The following is a 14877-nucleotide window of genomic DNA, read 5'->3' as shown; positions in this document are numbered from 1 at the left end:
GGCGCTGGTGCACGTTCTTCAGCTCCAGATGCCAGGCGAAGATACGGTTACGCAGCATGGAGGGGCTCCTTTCCCTTGGCGGCCGGTCGGGGTCCGGTGCGGGGGTGGTGGGAGCGGTCATGCGCCCCACCAGGTGAGGCCCGGGCCGGGCCAGACACGGGCGGCGACGCCGTTGCGGCTGTCGCTGCCTGCCCAAGCGCCGTTGCCTCGCAGCACGTTGTGGCGGCGCCCGGCGCCGAAGGGAGCGCCCATGGCTACAGCCCCATCCAGTCATACAGGCGGACCGCGAGCTCCCGGGCCAGCTGCCCGAGGCCTTCGCCGGGGTGACGGGCGGCGAGCTCGTCGAGCAGCGCGGCGACCGCCTCGGCCTCCCCGGCCTCCAGCAGCGGCAGCCGCTCGCCGGCGGCGGCCGCCATCCGGGTGCGCAGGAGTGGCCTCCAGCTCGTCGCGGGTGAGCGGCCGGCCGGTGTCGTGGTGACGCAGGGACGCGGCGAGCCCGTCGTCGTCGGCGGGTCGCGGGCGGCCCCACGCCGTGGCGTTCTTGCGGGGCCAGATGACCAAGGCCGCGACTGTGATGGTTCCCAGGTAGATGTTTGTCGTAGCGGGTGGCCACCGCGCGGATTCGGGTGTCCGACAAGAGATTAAGTTTCACGGAACCCAAGGTGGTTCACTCACCGCCCGGATGGGTTCCCTGCGACGACCAATTCCGGGTGATGGCCGCCTTCACCCGGAGCAACAGCACCTCCGACGGCACGTTCGACGTCCCAGGAGGCCGGCCGGAGGGTCTCCTGGCCTGCTCCCGCTGTACGCCCTGAGGCGTACAGCGGGAGCAGGAGGCCTTTCCCCCTGTCACCCGCGGTGGTCGTCCGCCCGGGCGAGGAGGTCCGATCTCCGGAAGGAGGCGCGCCGGGGTGGGCCGCTGTGAGGATGGCGACGAGCTTCGTTCTCGTGTGATCTCAACTCATCTCCCGACCTCCCCTACCAGGAAAGGCGGCCCACTTTGTGCAACGTCCGGCGACCGGCCGTCGCCTCGGGCCTAGCGGCCCTCGCCCTGACCGCGGCGCTCGCGACTCCCTCCACGTCGTCCGCGGTGACGGCGGCCGTACGTCCTCCTCTCGACGGCGCCGCCCTGCAGGCCGGCCTGCAGAACATCCAGCGGGCCGGCATCCACGGCGTCTACAGCAGTGTCCGCGCCGGCGACCGCGTGTGGCGCGGCGCCGCGGGCGTGGTGGACCTGGCCAACAAGCGGCCCTTACGCCCCGGCATGTACCACCGCGCGGGCAGCGTCGCCAAGACCTTCACCGCGGCCGCCGTCCTGCGGCAGGTCGAGAAGGGCGCCATCGACCTGGACGCCCCTGTGAACCGCTACGTCCCCGGGCTCATCCCCGGGGAGCGGGGCAAGGCGATCACGGTCCGCATGGCGCTCAACCACACCAGCCACATCGGCGACCACGTGGCGGCGCTGTTCAACACCCCTGGCAGCTTCGAGGCCAACCGGCTGCGCTCCTTCACCCGCGAACACCTGGTGAAGCTGGGCCTGGAGCAGCCTTCGACCGGCGTCCCCGGCTCCACGCCCGGCGCGTACTCCAACACCAACTACGCCATCGCCGGCCTGGTGCTGGAGCGGGTGACCGGCGTGCGCGCCGAGGACTACGTCACCCGTGAAGTGATCGGCAAAGCCGGCCTGCGCCACACCTTCTTCCCCACCTCGCACCGGCTCCCTCAGCCACACTCCAAGGCATACGAGGGGTTGGGCGGCCTGTTCGACCCCGAGCTGGAGGTGAGCGACTACAACCCGTCGTGGGCGAACATGGGCGGCGCGCTGGTGTCCAGCATGGACGGCCTCAACCGCTTCTACCGCGCCCTGCTCCAGGGGAGGATCATCGGCCAGGCGATGGTCACCGAGATGCAGCGCACGGTTCCGGTGGACGTAGGCGGTCCCGAACCGCTCGCGTACGGACTCGGCATCGCGCGGGAGACGCGGCGCTGCGGCGAGTTCTGGACCAACACCGGCCGGGTCTGGGGCATGTCCACCCTCACCTATTCCAGTAGGGACGGCATGCGCCAGGTGTCGATCGGCTACAACCGCGGCGGCTACGTGCCCGCGCAGCCCGATCCGGTCGAGGAGGCGCAGGAGCGCTACATCGACCGGGCGCTGTGCGCCGCGGTCGCGCCACACAGCGCCCGGTCCTGAGGCGTGCCCGGCGTGCGGGCCGGATACCGTTTGCTGAAGATGCCGATACCGGTCATGTAGGCATCGCCCTGCTGTTCGGCCGACTTGGCGGTCCCGTCGGGGTTGAGCTGGACGAGGATGTCCCAGTTCTCGTTCTGCAGCCCGCCGCCCCAGGCGACGCAGGTGAGCTTCACGGGCTCGGGCGCGTCCGGCGCGGTGTCGGCGAGAGTGGGAGTTTCTTCAAGATTTCTAAGAAACATCGCAGACATGCGGCTACTCCCGGCGTAGCGTCGATTACGACGCGACATCATCAGCCGAGAGGATCCCCCATGGCGACCACCGAAGCCATCGTCGAGGCAAGAAAGGCTCTTGCGGGACGACTCAAAGAGCTCCGGATCAGCAGCAGAGCGGACGGGCAGAAACTGACCGGGGAACGTCTGGCCGAACTCATGGGCTGGAGCGGGAGAAAAGCCCGCATCTCCAAGATCGAGAACGGCATCCAGCTCCCAACCGAAGACGACATCCGCGCATGGGCCAGAGCCTGCGGCGCCGAAGAACAGATCCCCGACCTGATCGCCGCTGCCCGCCACATCGACTCCCTATACACCGAGTGGCGACGGCTGGAGAAGACTGGCCTCGGCCAGATCCAGGAGGCCTTTCTCAGCCTGTACGAACGCACGACCCAGCTACGCGTCTGGCAGCACTCAGCCATCCCCGGCCTCCTGCAGACCCGCGAATACGCCCATGCTCACCTCGCCACGATCATCAACTTCCGAGGCATCCCCGACGACATCGAGCGCGCCGTCACCGCCCGCCTAGCCCAGCAGGAGACGCTCGGCGGCACCCGCCGATTTATGTTCCTGCTCGGCGAGCAGGCCCTGCGTACCCCCATGCTGGAGCCTGCCGGCATGGCGGCCCAGCTCGACAAGCTCGCGACCTACACGCACGACAACCCGAATGTCAGCCTCGGCATCCTGCCTGCGACGACACGCCCGCCGGTCATGCCCCCAGAGAACTTCTGGCTATACGACTCCGACCAGGTCCGCGTCGACGCCCTCGCCGCGCAATTCCGTATCAAGAAGCCCGATGACATCGCGGTCTACGAGAAGGCCTTCAGTGCCTTGGCCGAGGCGTGTGTCTACGGACAGTCCGCACACGCACTGATCGACGCCGCCCGCCAAGATCTTTAAGAAACTTTTCGAAACAACATTGAGCTGCGCAAACTCCCCGTCCTAACGTCATGTGCACACCGCTTCGCGGCGGCTCCGAGGAACGGAGAAGTGCAGCCTCGGGCGACCGCGCAGGCGCGCATCTGCCGTTCGGCATCCACCCCTTTCCGCCCGCGGAGGAGTTGTCGCCATGCTCGCTGCCCAGCAATGCCCATGCCACAGCAGACCGGCGCAACCTGCCGCCGTCGTCGTGCCGATGACGGCGGCCGCGGTGGCCTCCATGCTGTTGAAAGACGAGCTGGGCAAGCTTGGCATCTATGCGGATGTCAACGAGCACCGCGGCGTCGCCCTGGTTTCTCTCTGGCTCGATCTCATCATCTGGTGTGACGGAACGCGCTTTTCCTTCTGGACTGGGCAGCACGACCACCGAGGAGCACGCGTCTACGCCGTCCTTCCTGTTGACGACGTTGATGCAACCGCACGACGCGCAGCCCAGCGCTACGCCGAACATCGCGAAGCCGAGCCCTTGGTCGGCCTGGCTGAGTATCTCGCCTGATCAGCATGTCCTTTCGACTCTGGTCAAGACGTACCGCGCGCGTAGCCCGAGGCGCCCCCCACCAGGCGAGGACGAATGGAATCGATCATGCTCTGGGCGCTCCAGCATGCGACAGGTAGGAGCAGGCAGCGTCCTCAGAATCTCGACGCTCCCCCCCGGCGAACCACCCTCCGGCGGTGTCCACCCCTTCCGAGCCTCAGTCTCCCCTGCGCGACAAGCGGCGACAGCTGACGCCAAAGCCAACGGCCAACTTGGCGGAACTCACGAGCTGAGGGCGCGTGGTCGAAGTTCGCAATCCTAGCGATCTCGGCCGTCTGATGCTGGATGCCGAGGCTGAGTTCTGGCGGGCCTTGCGCCCCCTTTGGAAGGCAGCTCCGCCACTGGTGGGATGCCTGGCAGGCACAACAACCCTGCGGTCTCGAGATTCACCCGGCGTGGCGACTACGGGGGGCAACAGCCGGCCGCCGTCTCCTGAGACCGCAGGCAAGCGCGGGCCCATGACGGCGAATTGCCTCGACGCACCACCGTTGCGCCGTCGTGCTTGTCCATCGCAACCAGTTCCCTCGCCTGTTGCTGCGATGTTGCGGCAACACCGGGTGCTCTGGGCGGCCAGCAATCCTAGGTGACGAGGCGGACGAGCCGAGCGTAGGCCGCGAACGCCGGTTGGTTCAGCGTGAACGTCACCGACCGTCCCGCCACATCCTCCCTTTATCGAGCAAGGAGGAGATCTGAGTGACACGACCGGAGAGGAGCCGGTGACCATGACCCGCGAGCAGGTGTACGCCCTGGGCGAGGTGAGCGTCGCCGTGGCCACCGACCACCCGGAGGTGCTGGCCTACCTCGACGACTTCTACGCCCCCCACACCGGGCAGCGCCGCCCGTACTGGCGGGTGCAGGCCCGCCTCGCCACACCGAGCCCCGTCATGGACGTCGACGGGTACGGCGTCGGTTACCGCGCCGACCCGCGCCGCCGCCACCTGCAGGTGTGGTCGGCAGATGCGGCCGCGCTGCAGATCGGCGTCCGTAAGGCGGTCCGGGAGGTGATGGTCGCCTACTGCGAACGGCAGCGGTACGCGATGCTGCACGCCTCCGCAGTCCACAAGGACGGCCTGCTCGTGGTGATCGCCGGCGACAAGGGCGCGGGCAAGACGACGCTCGCCCTGGACGCGGTGCTGCGGCACGGCTTCGACTACGTCTCCAACGACCATCTGATCGTCTACCCGGACCCGGACGGCCAGATCGGGCTGGTGGTGACGTCGCTGCCCACCCCCATCCCGGTGAAGATCGGCACCTACCTGGCGATGGAGGAGCTGCTGCCCGAGCCGTGGGACGGGTGCGGCGTCGACGTCGACCGCTACCGGGCCATGCCCGCCGAGCAGCGGCGCGGACTCGAGGTGCGTCTGGACTACACCTTCGCCAGCTTCGGCCAGCCCAACCCGGTCGCCGTGCCGTGCGCGGGGCCCGGCAAGGCTCGCGTCGTCGTCGTGTTCCCCGAGTTCGCGCCCGCCGCCGGCGAGCGTCCCCGGCCGGGCGGCGGCAGCAGCGAACTGGAAAAGCACCTGCGGCTGGATTGGGTGTTCGATGCGGCCTACAACCCGCGGCACCTGCCGTACGAGCGGCGGACGGTGGGAGCGTTCGTCGCCGACGGCCAAGCCCTGATCGGCGAGCTGTGCCGTAGCGCCCACCTGCTGACGTGGCGGCACGACGGCGACATGCGGCCGCTGCTGGAGACGCTCGACGCGGGCGAGGCGGCATGACCATCCCGACCGTCAGTGTGATCATCCCGACGAAGGATCGGCTGCACCTGCTGGCCGAGGCGCTCGACAGCGTCGCCGCCCAGGACGGCGTCGATGTCGAAGTGGTGGTCGTCAACGACGGCGGCCGCGACGTCACCCCGCTCATCGACGCTCTGCCGGCCAGGCTCAACGCTCAGCTGGTCACCTTCGGACGCAACCGCGGGCTGCCGGCCGCCCGCAACGCCGGCATGCTGACGGCGACCGGACAGTTCTGGGCGTTCCTCGACGACGACGACGTGTTCCTGCCCGGCCACCTGGCCGCGTCCGTCGCCGCCCTCCAGCAGTCGGGCGGCGACCTGGTGTACAGCGCGTGCCCGGTCAGCAGCCGCCGCACCATCCCCGGCGGCGCCGTGCACGCCGAGCACGTCTTCGACTTTCCGTTCGACGCCGGCGTGCTGGACGTCGCCAACTACATCCCGGTCACCGCGGTCGTCGCCCGCAGCCTGCACGGCACCGGCGCCGTGTTCGACGAGACGCTGCCGGTGGAAGAGGACTGGGACATGTGGCTGCAGCTGCACCACCGCCACGGACTGAAGTTCGCCCACCTGGAGCAGCCGACCGTCGTCTACCACCGGCTGCGGGAACCGGCCAGCATGACCAGCTGCCCGACCGCCGGCACCGGCGGCCGGCTGCACACCTTCCGCTCCACCCACCAGCGGCTGATGAGCCGCTGGCCCGTCCCGCGCGACAGCGCTGCGGCGGCCGGGCGCCGCCACCTGATGGCCGCCTACGACCTCGCCGAACGGGAGATCACAGCCGGGCGTCCGCTGGCCCACTTCTACTACGAGCGTGTCATCCGGCTGCTGTACGGGCTGGTGACCGGGACGCTGGAGGAGGCGGACCTGCCGGGCCGCCTCGCCGAAGCCGTCACCGAGGAGCAGCCATGACATCGGACGCCGCCCGCGACGCCACCGCCCGCGACGCCGCCGTGCTCGCCGCCCGCCGCCTGCAGCCCACCTTCACACCCGGGCAGCTGCTGCACGTCACCGGCAAATCCGTGCTGGTGGCCGGAACGTGCGACGGGCAGCCGGTCGTGGCGAAGCTCCTGCTGGACGTCGCGCCGTTCTGGCGGGACAAGTTCGCCCGCGAGATCCGCATCTATCAGGCGTTCGCCAAGACGCCGCCGCCCGTTCGAGCCCCCCACCTGGTCGCCGCCGACCCTGAGGCGGGCGTCCTCATCGTCGAGCGGCTGACCGGCGAGCCGCTCGAGGCCGACCGCTACCCCCGGCGGCCGCTCCGCCCCGCCGCCCTCACCGCGGTGCTGGACGCTGTCGACGCGCTCGCCCGCTGGCTGCCCGCCGCCCCGATCAACGCCGACGGCTGGAACTACGCCGGCCGGATCGACCGCTACCGGAGCAACGGCCTGCTCGACGACGCCGACCACCAGGTGCTCACCGAGCTGCTCGCGCACGCCGGGCCCGGACGTTGCTTCGCGCACGGCGACGCCCTGCCCGGCAACATCTGGCTCACCGACGACCCCGCCAGCCCGGTGGCGTTCCTCGACTGGGAGTTCGCCGGGTTCTTCCTGCCCGGCCTCGACCTGGCGCTGCTGTGGGTACTGCTGCGCGACGCCGGGCCGGCCCGCGACCTCATCGCCGCCCGCATCCCCGCAGACCCCGCCTGGCGGGCGGCGTTCACGCTCAACCAGGCGATGGTGTTCACCCGTGAACTGCGCACCCACCGCGAAGCCGAGTCCAGCGCGTGGCGCGAGGCCCGCCTGGCAGCCCTGGAAGCCGACTGGGACGGCTTCCGCTCCACCGTCCTCCACCCCGGGAAGGCCCCCTGATGCGAATCGCGATCGTGCACCGCGACCTGCACGCCGTCACCCGCGGCGGCATCTGCACCGTCTACCGGCAGCTGGCCGACCGGCTCGCCGACGCCGGCCACCACATCACCTTCATCACGCAGGAGACGCCGCACCCGCTGCCGTCCCGGCCGGGCGTCGACGTGCTCACGCTGCCCCGCACCGAGGACCTGGAGGCGCACCGCGCCGCCGTCGCCGCCGCCCTCGACCGTCTGGCCGTCGACGTCGCCGAATGCTCCACGTGGGAAGCCGAGCTGCTGCACTACGCCAGCGGCCCAGCCGGCGACCGGGTGCCCGTGATGGTGCGCGCCGACCTGTCGGCCGCCACGATGGCCGCGCCGGAGGCGTTCGCGGCCGCCGAGCAGGCCCTGCTGGACGTGGCCGACGCCGGCGCCGCCGTCAGCCAATGGGCGGCCCGCGACATCGCCGCCGCCTACGGCCACCGGCTGCCGGTCCTGGCCAACGGCGTCGACCGGCTCCGCTTCCGGCCCGGGCCGCGCACCTCGCCGATCTCCAGCGGCCGCCTCCTGCGGCTCGACCGGGACGGCTCCACGCTCGGCGGCAGCCCGCTCGCCGACGACTGCCCCGACACCGACGGGCTGTGGCAGCGCGTGACCGGGCCGCGCTGGGAGACGCCGCGCCTGCTGTGGGTGGGGAAGCTGACCATGATGAAAGGCGCCGACCGGCTGCAGCAGCTGCTGCCTGCCCTGGCCGGCAAAGCCGCCGTCACCGTCGTGCTCGGCCACGGCTGGGTCGAATACCCGGTCACGCTGGCCGACCACCCGCACGTGCAGGTCGTGCAGGACGTCGACGACGACGATCTGCCCTCCGTCTACCGCAGCAGCGACTACCTGCTGTCGACCTCGCGCTGGGAAGGCTTCGGCCTGGCCATCGCCGAAGCGCTCGCCTGCGGCGTGCCGGCGCTGCTGCCCGCCGGGCTGGGCACCGCCGCCGAGCTGATCGTCGACGGCATCACCGGCGCCACCTGGCGAGACCCAGCCGACCTGGCCGCCCTGCTGGAGCGCAGGCCGCCGCTGCACGGCGCCCTCCCGGACGGCTACGACTGGGACCGCAACGCCGCCCACACGCTCGCCATGTATGAGCAGCTGCTGGCCGACCGGCTGACGGCCGGGCGGTGAGCCGGATGCGGATCCTGCTGGTCGGCCCCCGCCACGACGGAGGCAGCATCCCGCCCTACCTCGACGTCCTGCAGCGCGGCCTGGCCGCCGCTGGTGCGACGGTGGAGCGGCTCGGCTCGGCCGGTCCGCCCTACGACGAGCAGCTGGGCCGGTTCTGGACGTCGGAGCAGATCATCGCGGCCGCCTCCACGCTCGCCGACGCCAGCCTGCGCGGCTTCGACGTGGTGTCGCTGCACTTCGGGAACCTGGAGATCGAGCAGCTGCTGCCGCTGATGTGGCGCGACCGGCAACGGCCGCCGATCGTCTACCACGTGCACACCCTCGCCCCCACCCTGTTCCGCAAGCATGTGCCCGACCCGGGATTGAGCGCGGCGGTGGCCGACAGCATGCACCGCATGGACGGCTACGTGTACTTCGGCCGGTACGCCGCCCGCGCCCTGCCCGCCTCAGGACCGTACGGGGTGGCGTTCCTGCCCACCACCATCCCCGCCGGCATTCCCATCCCCGCCCAGGCACGTGGAGGAGGGGCGCCGCTGGCCAGCCTGTACGGCTACCCAGCCCCATGGAAGGACGCCGCGGGGCTGATCGCCGCGCTCGCACAGCTCCGGCAGCCGGTGAGTTTCCACCTGGCGGGCCCGTTCTGGGACGACCCCGCCCAAGCGGGCGTGACTCTCCAGCCGGGCACCAGCAGCTACGGCCGCGCCCACCTGACCGTCGCACCCATCTACATGGAGGCGGCCGCCCGCGCCGCGCTGGTGGCCGCCAGCAGCGTCGGCGTCTTCCCCTACCAGCCCGTCTCCACCTTCCAAGGGTCCGGCGCCATCGCCGACTACCTCGCCCACGGCGTGCCCGTCATCGCGACCGACGTCGCCAACATGGCCGAGCTCGCCGGATCCGCCGGAGTGATCGTGCCGCCCGGCGACCCCGCCGCCCTGGCGGCCGCGCTCGACCGGTTCGCCGCAGACGCCATCCACCGCGAGGCGCTGCGCCGCGCGGCGGCCGAACGGTCCCATCTGTTCACCGCCGACGTTCACGCGGCCGCCTGCCTCGAGGTGTACGAGCAGGCCATCCACCACCGCCGCACCTAACACCCCGCCCGGTTCGAGCCCGGCGGCACCGCAGCGCGCCGCCGGGCGATCTCAGCATGCCCCCTACCCAATCCCGTGTGAAGGAGAAGCCGTGTCCACCTCCCGCGACCTCGGCACCGTCGACGTGGCGATACTCGGCGCCGGCCCGGCCGGTCTGGCCGCCGCCGCGCGCCTGAACGGCAGCGGCCTGAACGTCGCCCTCATCGACGCCGGCCTGCCCGTGGCCGACCGCGACCGGCACAACCCGCACCAGACGACCCGCGGCCACGGCGGCGCAGGCCTGTTCTCCGACGGCAAGTTCTCCTTCTACCCGTCGGCGACGGCCCTGTGGTCGCTGCCGCGCGCCGCCGAACTGCAGGCCGCCTACACGTGGACGACCGGCGTCCTCGCCGAGGCCGGCCTGTCGTGCCCGCCGTTCCCCGACCACCCGGAGGCCTACAGCATCAGCGACGGCGCCTGGGTGCTGAAGGACTACCCGAGCGACTACCTGAGCCTGCAGGCGCGGCTCGACCTGACCGGCCGCCTCGTCGACGGGCTCGACGCGCACGTGCTCACCAGCCACCACATGACGGCCGTCGGCTACGACCGCGGGGCCGACATGTTTCGCCTCGTCCTCGACCACGACGGCCGCCACACGCCGCTGGGGGCGCGCCGTCTGCTGGTCGCCACCGGCCGGTTCGGGCCGCTCGCCCTCGACGGCCTCACCGGCGCGTGGCGGTTCCGCCGCCTCGAAGCCGGGCTGCGTATCGAGCAGCCGGCCGGGCTGGCGTTCTTCGCCGACATGCCGCAGTTGGACCCGAAGCTCCGCTTCCGCGACCCAGGCGAGAACGCCGAATGGCGGACGTTCTGCGTCTGCCGGGCCGGGGAGACCGTCGCCACCGAAACCAGCGGCCTGTGGACCGTGTCGGGCCGCTCCGACTGCCCGCCCACCGGCCGGTCCAACACCGGGTTCAACGTCCGCGTCCTGGACGAGACGCTCGCCGGCAAGCTGCTGCCGCCGCTGCTGAACGCGCTCGGCGACCCCGCCTGCCACCTCACCATCGCCTTGGCCGACGTCCTGGCAGGCGAGCGCGGCGCGCTGGCCCGCCTCGAGGAGGTGTACGGGGCGGGGCTGCGCGACCTCCTCCTCGACGGGGTGAACAAGCTGATCGGCCAGTTCCCGGCCATCGCCGCCGACGGCACGATGCTGATCGGGCCCACGCTGGAGGGCGTCGGCCGCTACCCGCGCCTCGACGGCGACCTGCGGTTGCTGGACGCCCCCGCCTGGGTCGCCGGCGACGCGTGCGGCCTGTTCCGCGGCATCATCGCTGCCATGATCAGCGGACACTATGCGGCCGCCACCCTCGCCGCCGCCTGGGAGCAGTCATGACCGGCACGAGCGCAGGCGCCGGGGTGGGGGCGCGGCGGGTGATCGGCGTCGGCGTCTTCCTCACCCGCGCAGACGGGCGGATCCTGCTCGGCGAGCGCATCAAGGCCAGCGAGACGCGCTCGTGGTGCCTGCCGGGCGGCTCGGTCGAACCGGGTGAGACGTTCGAGACGGCCGCCGTGCGCGAGCTCGTGGAGGAGACCGGCATCGCCGACGCCGGCCCTCCGCGCACCGTCGCGATCGTGCTGGACCACCCGGACGCGGAAACGGTGCGGGTGACAGCGGGCGTCGCCATGACCGCTGGCGCCACACCACCAGCCGTCACCGAAACGGATGTCTTCGCCTCCTGGCGGTGGTTCCCGCCGGACGCGCTGCCAAGCCCGCTGTACGCGGCGACCGGTCACCTGCTGGGCCACACCGCGCCCTGCCACGAGCCCGTCACCCTGTACGCGTTCACTCCCGGAGGTCGCCGATGACGGCCCTGCACGTGATGGACATGGACGGCACCCTCCTGCACGGCACCACCGCCAGCATCCGCCTGTCACAGGCGCTCGCCTGCGAGCGCGAGGTGCTCGACCTGGAGGAGGCGTTCGCGGCCGGCCGCGTCACCACCCGCGGGTTCGCCGCCCGCCTCCACCAGCTGTGGTCCGAGCTCACCGAGCAGATCGTGGCCGAGACGTTCGCCGCCGGACCGTGGCTGGACGGCATCGCCGACGTCGTCACCGACATCCACGCCCGCGGCGAGCACGCCGCCGTCATCACCATGTCGCCCGGCTTCTACGCCGACCACCTTCGCGAGCTCGGTTTCGATCACGTGGCCGGCTCGCGGTTCCCTCCGCTGCCGATGCGGCAGCCGCTCGACCCGGCGGGCATCCTCGCCCCGCGCGACAAGGTGGCCATCACCCGCCGGCTGCTCGCCCAGTACCGGGTCCCTTCCGGCCGGTGGATCGCCTACGGCGACTCCCTGTCCGACCAGCCGCTGTTCGCCCATGCGCCCATCAGCGTCGCCGTCAACGCCATCCCCGAGCTGGCAGCGTCCGCGACCTGCGACTACACCGGCATTAGCCTGCCCGACGCCTACACGCTGGCCCGCGGCCACCTCGACCGGCTCGCCCCGCACACCCTCGACCCTTCCAGGAGGTGACGGCCCCATGGCCGAACCGACCGAGCTTCTCGTCGCCCGCCACGGCGAAGCCTGGTGCAACCGCGAACAGATCATCGGTGGGATGCGCACCTGCCGCGGCCTGACCCCGGAAGGCAGGCAGCAGGCCGAGCGGCTCGCCGCGCGCCTCGCCAAGGCCGCCCGGCCCGTCGACGTCATCTACGCCACGCCCCTGCGACGCGCATTGGAGACGGCTGGCCTCGTCGGAGACGTCCTCGAGGTCGAGCCGATCGTCGAGCCGGGCCTGCGCGAACCGGACTACGGCGCCGCCGAAGGGCTGCCGTGGGACAAAGTGGTCGCAGACTTTGGCGACGCCCCATCGCTGTATCCGGACCGGCCGATCGCTGCCGGCGCGGAGTCGTGGCTGGCGTTCCTTGCCCGGGCGCGAGCCGCTATCGCCGCCATCCTCGACCGGCACGGCGGCGAGAAGATCCTGATCGTCGCGCACGGGGAGACGATCGCGGCCGCCCACCACCACTTCGCCGGCGTCCCCGCTGGCGAAGTCATGCCGGTGAGCTTCGCCTGCCACCCGACCGCTGTCACGACGTGGCAGCAGCAGCCGCTGTCCTGGACGATGCCCGGACTCGGCTGGCGGTGGGCGTTGACTGGGCACAACGACGTCGGCCACCTGGGCTGAACGGGGCGGTGGTGTGCCAGCTGGAGCCCGGCTCGACGATGTATGGCTCGCGCGGACCACTGGCCACGACGCTGCCCTTGCCTTTGACGGTCACGATGAGCCCCTCACAGGCGTCGACCTTCTTCTCTACCTGGCCGCCCCGTCAGGCCAGAACACCCGAACCTGAAGCCCGGCGGTGTGGGCAGCTTCGACGACATCGGCGGTGCCACCGTACCCACGGGCGGGCAGACCGTCCCACACCGCCCAAAGCTCGTCGGCCAGCTCGATCATCCTGGCCGACGCCTCCATGTGCGCTTCGCTTGTTGACTCCACCCGCTCCAGCTCGTACACCCGATCAGCTCGTTTGATCAGCAAGTCGTACACCGGCCAGTGCTCGGCGGGCAGCCCGTTCCGGTACTTGGCGGCGGGCACCACGACCTCGAGCTGCCCGCCACCATCGAGCACGGCCTTGGCGAAGATAGTGTCGGCGCCGTCAGCCAGGCAGGAGACCGCCACCACTCCGTCGTCAAGCCGGTTGAGCGCAGCGCGCAGGTCGGCGTCGATGCGGCGCTCGACGTCCGGAGAAAGACCACGGTGACCGGTAATCGCGATGCGCAATGTCATGCCGCGATTGTGCATGGTTCAGCTGATGGCGGCGAGGAGTCTTTCGTCGAAAGCCGCCACGCTGGGCAGCGTGGGGCCGGTGTAGGAGTTGCGGAAGCGGCGGGCGGCCTGGATGACTCGCTCGCTGCCGAAGAGCACTCCGGTCGACAGGGCTGTGGAGGCGAGGCTGTTTTTGAATCGTCACTTAACCCTCGTCATGCTCATGCGTAATAGGGATCAAGATCTTTTATCAGGAAACGCCAAGGAGGGGCAATGCATGATCTTTGGGACATTTCCGTCGCCTGCGGGGACGGCAGCCGGACATGCCCAGGTCAGGGTTGAGAAGATGTCCGACAGCACCGAGGAAACTTGATCTGGGCGTCCTCCATGAGCTTTTCGGCCCGCTGTTTCTCTCGCGCTTGGTCTTGGGCCAGGGCTCGCCAGTAGCGGGTCAGTTCTCGCAGCTGCCGGATCTGGGGCGGATGCACCAGCGACGGGCGGCACATGCCGCGTTCAGCGACCTTCTTGCACAGCCACACGCAGTCGAGCCGGTCGGTCTTGGCGCGACCAGGCAGGTTCTTCACCTCGCGCGGGTTGACCAGCCAGACCTCGAAGTCGTCGGCTTCCAGCAGGTAGAAGACGCCCTTCCAGTGATCGGAGGTCGCCTCCATGACCACCCGGGTGACCTGATGATGCTTGCGCAACCACTCGATCATCTGCCGCAGCTGTGCTGTGGTGGTCTGGTACGGCCGGGTTTCCCGCAGGCGGCGGCCCCCGCCTGCGGGGTGCGGGATCCGCACGCACGCCTCCAGCGCACTCTTGCCCAGATCCAGGGCCGTGATCCGTTCGACGTGTAGTTCGATCTCCTGGACTTCCTCCATGTGCCGTTCTCTACTCCGAGCCGGGGGACAGAACGAGCCGCCCGCAGGAGCTGAGGGGGATGGGTGAGAGTCGGACTGTCGTGCTCGTGGCGACAATGCGCAGCCCCATGACACGGCTCCCAGCGATCAAACTGACCCACGGCCTCACCTGCGCCAAAGAGGAATCGATGTCGGCTGGCGACTCTGCTCCGATTTTCATGCATGCGCCGCGGACCCGCAGGGGCCGAATGAACTGACCTGCTGGTTCACCGCGTTGACCATGCGGTTCACACATCCCTGGGTCATGGATGCGTGGTGCGGTTGCCTGTGCTCGGTCCGTGCTCGTCCGCCCCGGAACGTACCGACAGAACCCGTCACGGCCTGACACCGAAATCAACCCAGCACGGGACAGACAGACACTGGCCGGCACCACCAAACAGTAAACGATCTTTCTTCGAATCCGACGCGCACGCGGTCCCGTTGCCCCACCACAGCGGATCCCGCATCCGCAAGGTGGCGTTGACCAGGGTCGCGATCGCCGCGCG

General features: G+C 70.5%; 16 protein-coding genes. 12 read left to right on the top strand and 4 right to left on the bottom strand.

The window, feature by feature from the left end; genetic code table 11:
• Positions 1-254: 254 nt before the first annotated feature.
• Entirely contained in the window at positions 255-416 is a 162-nt protein-coding gene (locus ACWEVS_RS44795) for a hypothetical protein (RefSeq protein ID WP_452557171.1), read from the bottom strand.
• Positions 417-1090: 674 nt separating this feature from the next.
• On the opposite strand from ACWEVS_RS44795, the gene ACWEVS_RS44790 reads away from it, so the two are divergent.
• Complete coding sequence (locus ACWEVS_RS44790; protein ID WP_452557169.1) at positions 1091-2194, top strand: serine hydrolase domain-containing protein; 1104 nt, start codon at positions 1091-1093, stop codon at positions 2192-2194.
• Here the strand turns inward: ACWEVS_RS44790 and ACWEVS_RS44785 are convergent.
• Complete coding sequence (locus ACWEVS_RS44785) at positions 2140-2442, bottom strand: hypothetical protein (RefSeq protein ID WP_452557167.1); 303 nt, start codon at positions 2440-2442, stop codon at positions 2140-2142. The two genes, ACWEVS_RS44790 and ACWEVS_RS44785, sit on opposite strands and share 55 nt — an antisense overlap.
• A gap of 60 nt (positions 2443-2502) precedes the next feature.
• Here ACWEVS_RS44785 and ACWEVS_RS44780 point away from each other — a divergent pair, with 60 nt between their 5' ends.
• The 11 genes from ACWEVS_RS44780 to ACWEVS_RS44730 all read left to right on the top strand — a co-directional run bounded on the left by ACWEVS_RS44780 (position 2503) and on the right by ACWEVS_RS44730 (position 12890).
• Positions 2503-3363, top strand: a complete 861-nt coding sequence (locus tag ACWEVS_RS44780; RefSeq protein ID WP_452557165.1) for a helix-turn-helix domain-containing protein — start codon at positions 2503-2505, stop codon at positions 3361-3363.
• 169 nt (positions 3364-3532) lie between these two features.
• On the top strand, positions 3533-3898 hold the full coding sequence (locus ACWEVS_RS44775; protein ID WP_452557163.1) for a hypothetical protein: 366 nt from the start codon (positions 3533-3535) through the stop codon (positions 3896-3898).
• A gap of 761 nt (positions 3899-4659) precedes the next feature.
• Positions 4660-5655 (top strand): hypothetical protein, encoded by a 996-nt coding sequence (locus ACWEVS_RS44770; protein ID WP_452557161.1) that lies wholly within the window; start codon positions 4660-4662, stop codon positions 5653-5655.
• Positions 5652-6581 carry a glycosyltransferase family 2 protein gene (locus tag ACWEVS_RS44765; protein ID WP_452557159.1) on the top strand — a complete coding sequence of 310 codons (930 nt, stop codon included), beginning with the start codon at positions 5652-5654 and terminating at the stop codon, positions 6579-6581. The genes ACWEVS_RS44770 and ACWEVS_RS44765 overlap by 4 nt, the downstream gene beginning before the upstream one ends.
• A complete protein-coding gene (locus tag ACWEVS_RS44760; protein ID WP_452557157.1) occupies positions 6578-7480 on the top strand; it encodes a phosphotransferase in 903 nt (300 codons plus the stop codon). Before ACWEVS_RS44765 ends, ACWEVS_RS44760 begins: the two co-directional genes overlap by 4 nt.
• Positions 7480-8637 (top strand): glycosyltransferase family 4 protein, encoded by a 1158-nt coding sequence (locus ACWEVS_RS44755; protein ID WP_452557155.1) that lies wholly within the window; start codon positions 7480-7482, stop codon positions 8635-8637. The genes ACWEVS_RS44760 and ACWEVS_RS44755 overlap by 1 nt, the downstream gene beginning before the upstream one ends.
• Before the next feature lie 5 nt (positions 8638-8642).
• Entirely contained in the window at positions 8643-9725 is a 1083-nt protein-coding gene (locus tag ACWEVS_RS44750; protein ID WP_452557153.1) for a glycosyltransferase, read from the top strand.
• Between the two features lie 91 nt (positions 9726-9816).
• Positions 9817-11094 carry an FAD-dependent oxidoreductase gene (locus tag ACWEVS_RS44745; protein WP_452557151.1) on the top strand — a complete coding sequence of 426 codons (1278 nt, stop codon included), beginning with the start codon at positions 9817-9819 and terminating at the stop codon, positions 11092-11094.
• Complete coding sequence (locus ACWEVS_RS44740; RefSeq protein WP_452557149.1) at positions 11091-11567, top strand: nucleotide triphosphate diphosphatase NUDT15; 477 nt, start codon at positions 11091-11093, stop codon at positions 11565-11567. The genes ACWEVS_RS44745 and ACWEVS_RS44740 overlap by 4 nt, the downstream gene beginning before the upstream one ends.
• Positions 11564-12235 carry an HAD family hydrolase gene (locus ACWEVS_RS44735; protein ID WP_452557147.1) on the top strand — a complete coding sequence of 224 codons (672 nt, stop codon included), beginning with the start codon at positions 11564-11566 and terminating at the stop codon, positions 12233-12235. Before ACWEVS_RS44740 ends, ACWEVS_RS44735 begins: the two co-directional genes overlap by 4 nt.
• 7 nt (positions 12236-12242) lie before the next feature.
• A complete protein-coding gene (locus ACWEVS_RS44730) occupies positions 12243-12890 on the top strand; it encodes a histidine phosphatase family protein (protein ID WP_452557145.1) in 648 nt (215 codons plus the stop codon).
• A gap of 126 nt (positions 12891-13016) precedes the next feature.
• On the opposite strand, the gene ACWEVS_RS44725 is transcribed toward ACWEVS_RS44730, so the two are convergent.
• Both ACWEVS_RS44725 and ACWEVS_RS44720 read right to left on the bottom strand, forming a co-directional pair.
• On the bottom strand, positions 13017-13493 hold the full coding sequence (locus ACWEVS_RS44725) for a hypothetical protein (RefSeq protein WP_452557143.1): 477 nt from the start codon (positions 13491-13493) through the stop codon (positions 13017-13019).
• 311 nt (positions 13494-13804) lie between these two features.
• The gene (locus ACWEVS_RS44720; RefSeq protein ID WP_452557141.1) at positions 13805-14353 is read right to left on the bottom strand and encodes an IS110 family transposase; all 549 of its coding nucleotides are present in this window, start codon (positions 14351-14353) and stop codon (positions 13805-13807) included.
• Positions 14354-14877: the final 524 nt, after the last annotated feature.

It is taken from the genome of Nonomuraea sp. NPDC003754, assembly GCF_053605785.1.
Note: the sequence above shows the minus strand (reverse complement) of the source record. Positions and strands in the feature narration are given on the sequence as shown.

Coding starts and splice junctions, on each gene's coding strand:
- ACWEVS_RS44795 (WP_452557171.1), bottom strand. CDS start 416: ATGGCGGCCGCCGCCGGCGAGCGGCTGCCGCTGCTGGAGGCCGGGGAG.
- ACWEVS_RS44785 (WP_452557167.1), bottom strand. CDS start 2,442: ATGTCTGCGATGTTTCTTAGAAATCTTGAAGAAACTCCCACTCTCGCC.
- ACWEVS_RS44780 (WP_452557165.1), top strand. CDS start 2,503: ATGGCGACCACCGAAGCCATCGTCGAGGCAAGAAAGGCTCTTGCGGGA.
- ACWEVS_RS44775 (WP_452557163.1), top strand. CDS start 3,533: ATGCTCGCTGCCCAGCAATGCCCATGCCACAGCAGACCGGCGCAACCT.
- ACWEVS_RS44770 (WP_452557161.1), top strand. CDS start 4,660: ATGACCCGCGAGCAGGTGTACGCCCTGGGCGAGGTGAGCGTCGCCGTG.
- ACWEVS_RS44765 (WP_452557159.1), top strand. CDS start 5,652: ATGACCATCCCGACCGTCAGTGTGATCATCCCGACGAAGGATCGGCTG.
- ACWEVS_RS44760 (WP_452557157.1), top strand. CDS start 6,578: ATGACATCGGACGCCGCCCGCGACGCCACCGCCCGCGACGCCGCCGTG.
- ACWEVS_RS44755 (WP_452557155.1), top strand. CDS start 7,480: ATGCGAATCGCGATCGTGCACCGCGACCTGCACGCCGTCACCCGCGGC.
- ACWEVS_RS44750 (WP_452557153.1), top strand. CDS start 8,643: ATGCGGATCCTGCTGGTCGGCCCCCGCCACGACGGAGGCAGCATCCCG.
- ACWEVS_RS44740 (WP_452557149.1), top strand. CDS start 11,091: ATGACCGGCACGAGCGCAGGCGCCGGGGTGGGGGCGCGGCGGGTGATC.
- ACWEVS_RS44735 (WP_452557147.1), top strand. CDS start 11,564: ATGACGGCCCTGCACGTGATGGACATGGACGGCACCCTCCTGCACGGC.
- ACWEVS_RS44730 (WP_452557145.1), top strand. CDS start 12,243: ATGGCCGAACCGACCGAGCTTCTCGTCGCCCGCCACGGCGAAGCCTGG.
- ACWEVS_RS44725 (WP_452557143.1), bottom strand. CDS start 13,493: ATGACATTGCGCATCGCGATTACCGGTCACCGTGGTCTTTCTCCGGAC.
- ACWEVS_RS44720 (WP_452557141.1), bottom strand. CDS start 14,353: ATGGAGGAAGTCCAGGAGATCGAACTACACGTCGAACGGATCACGGCC.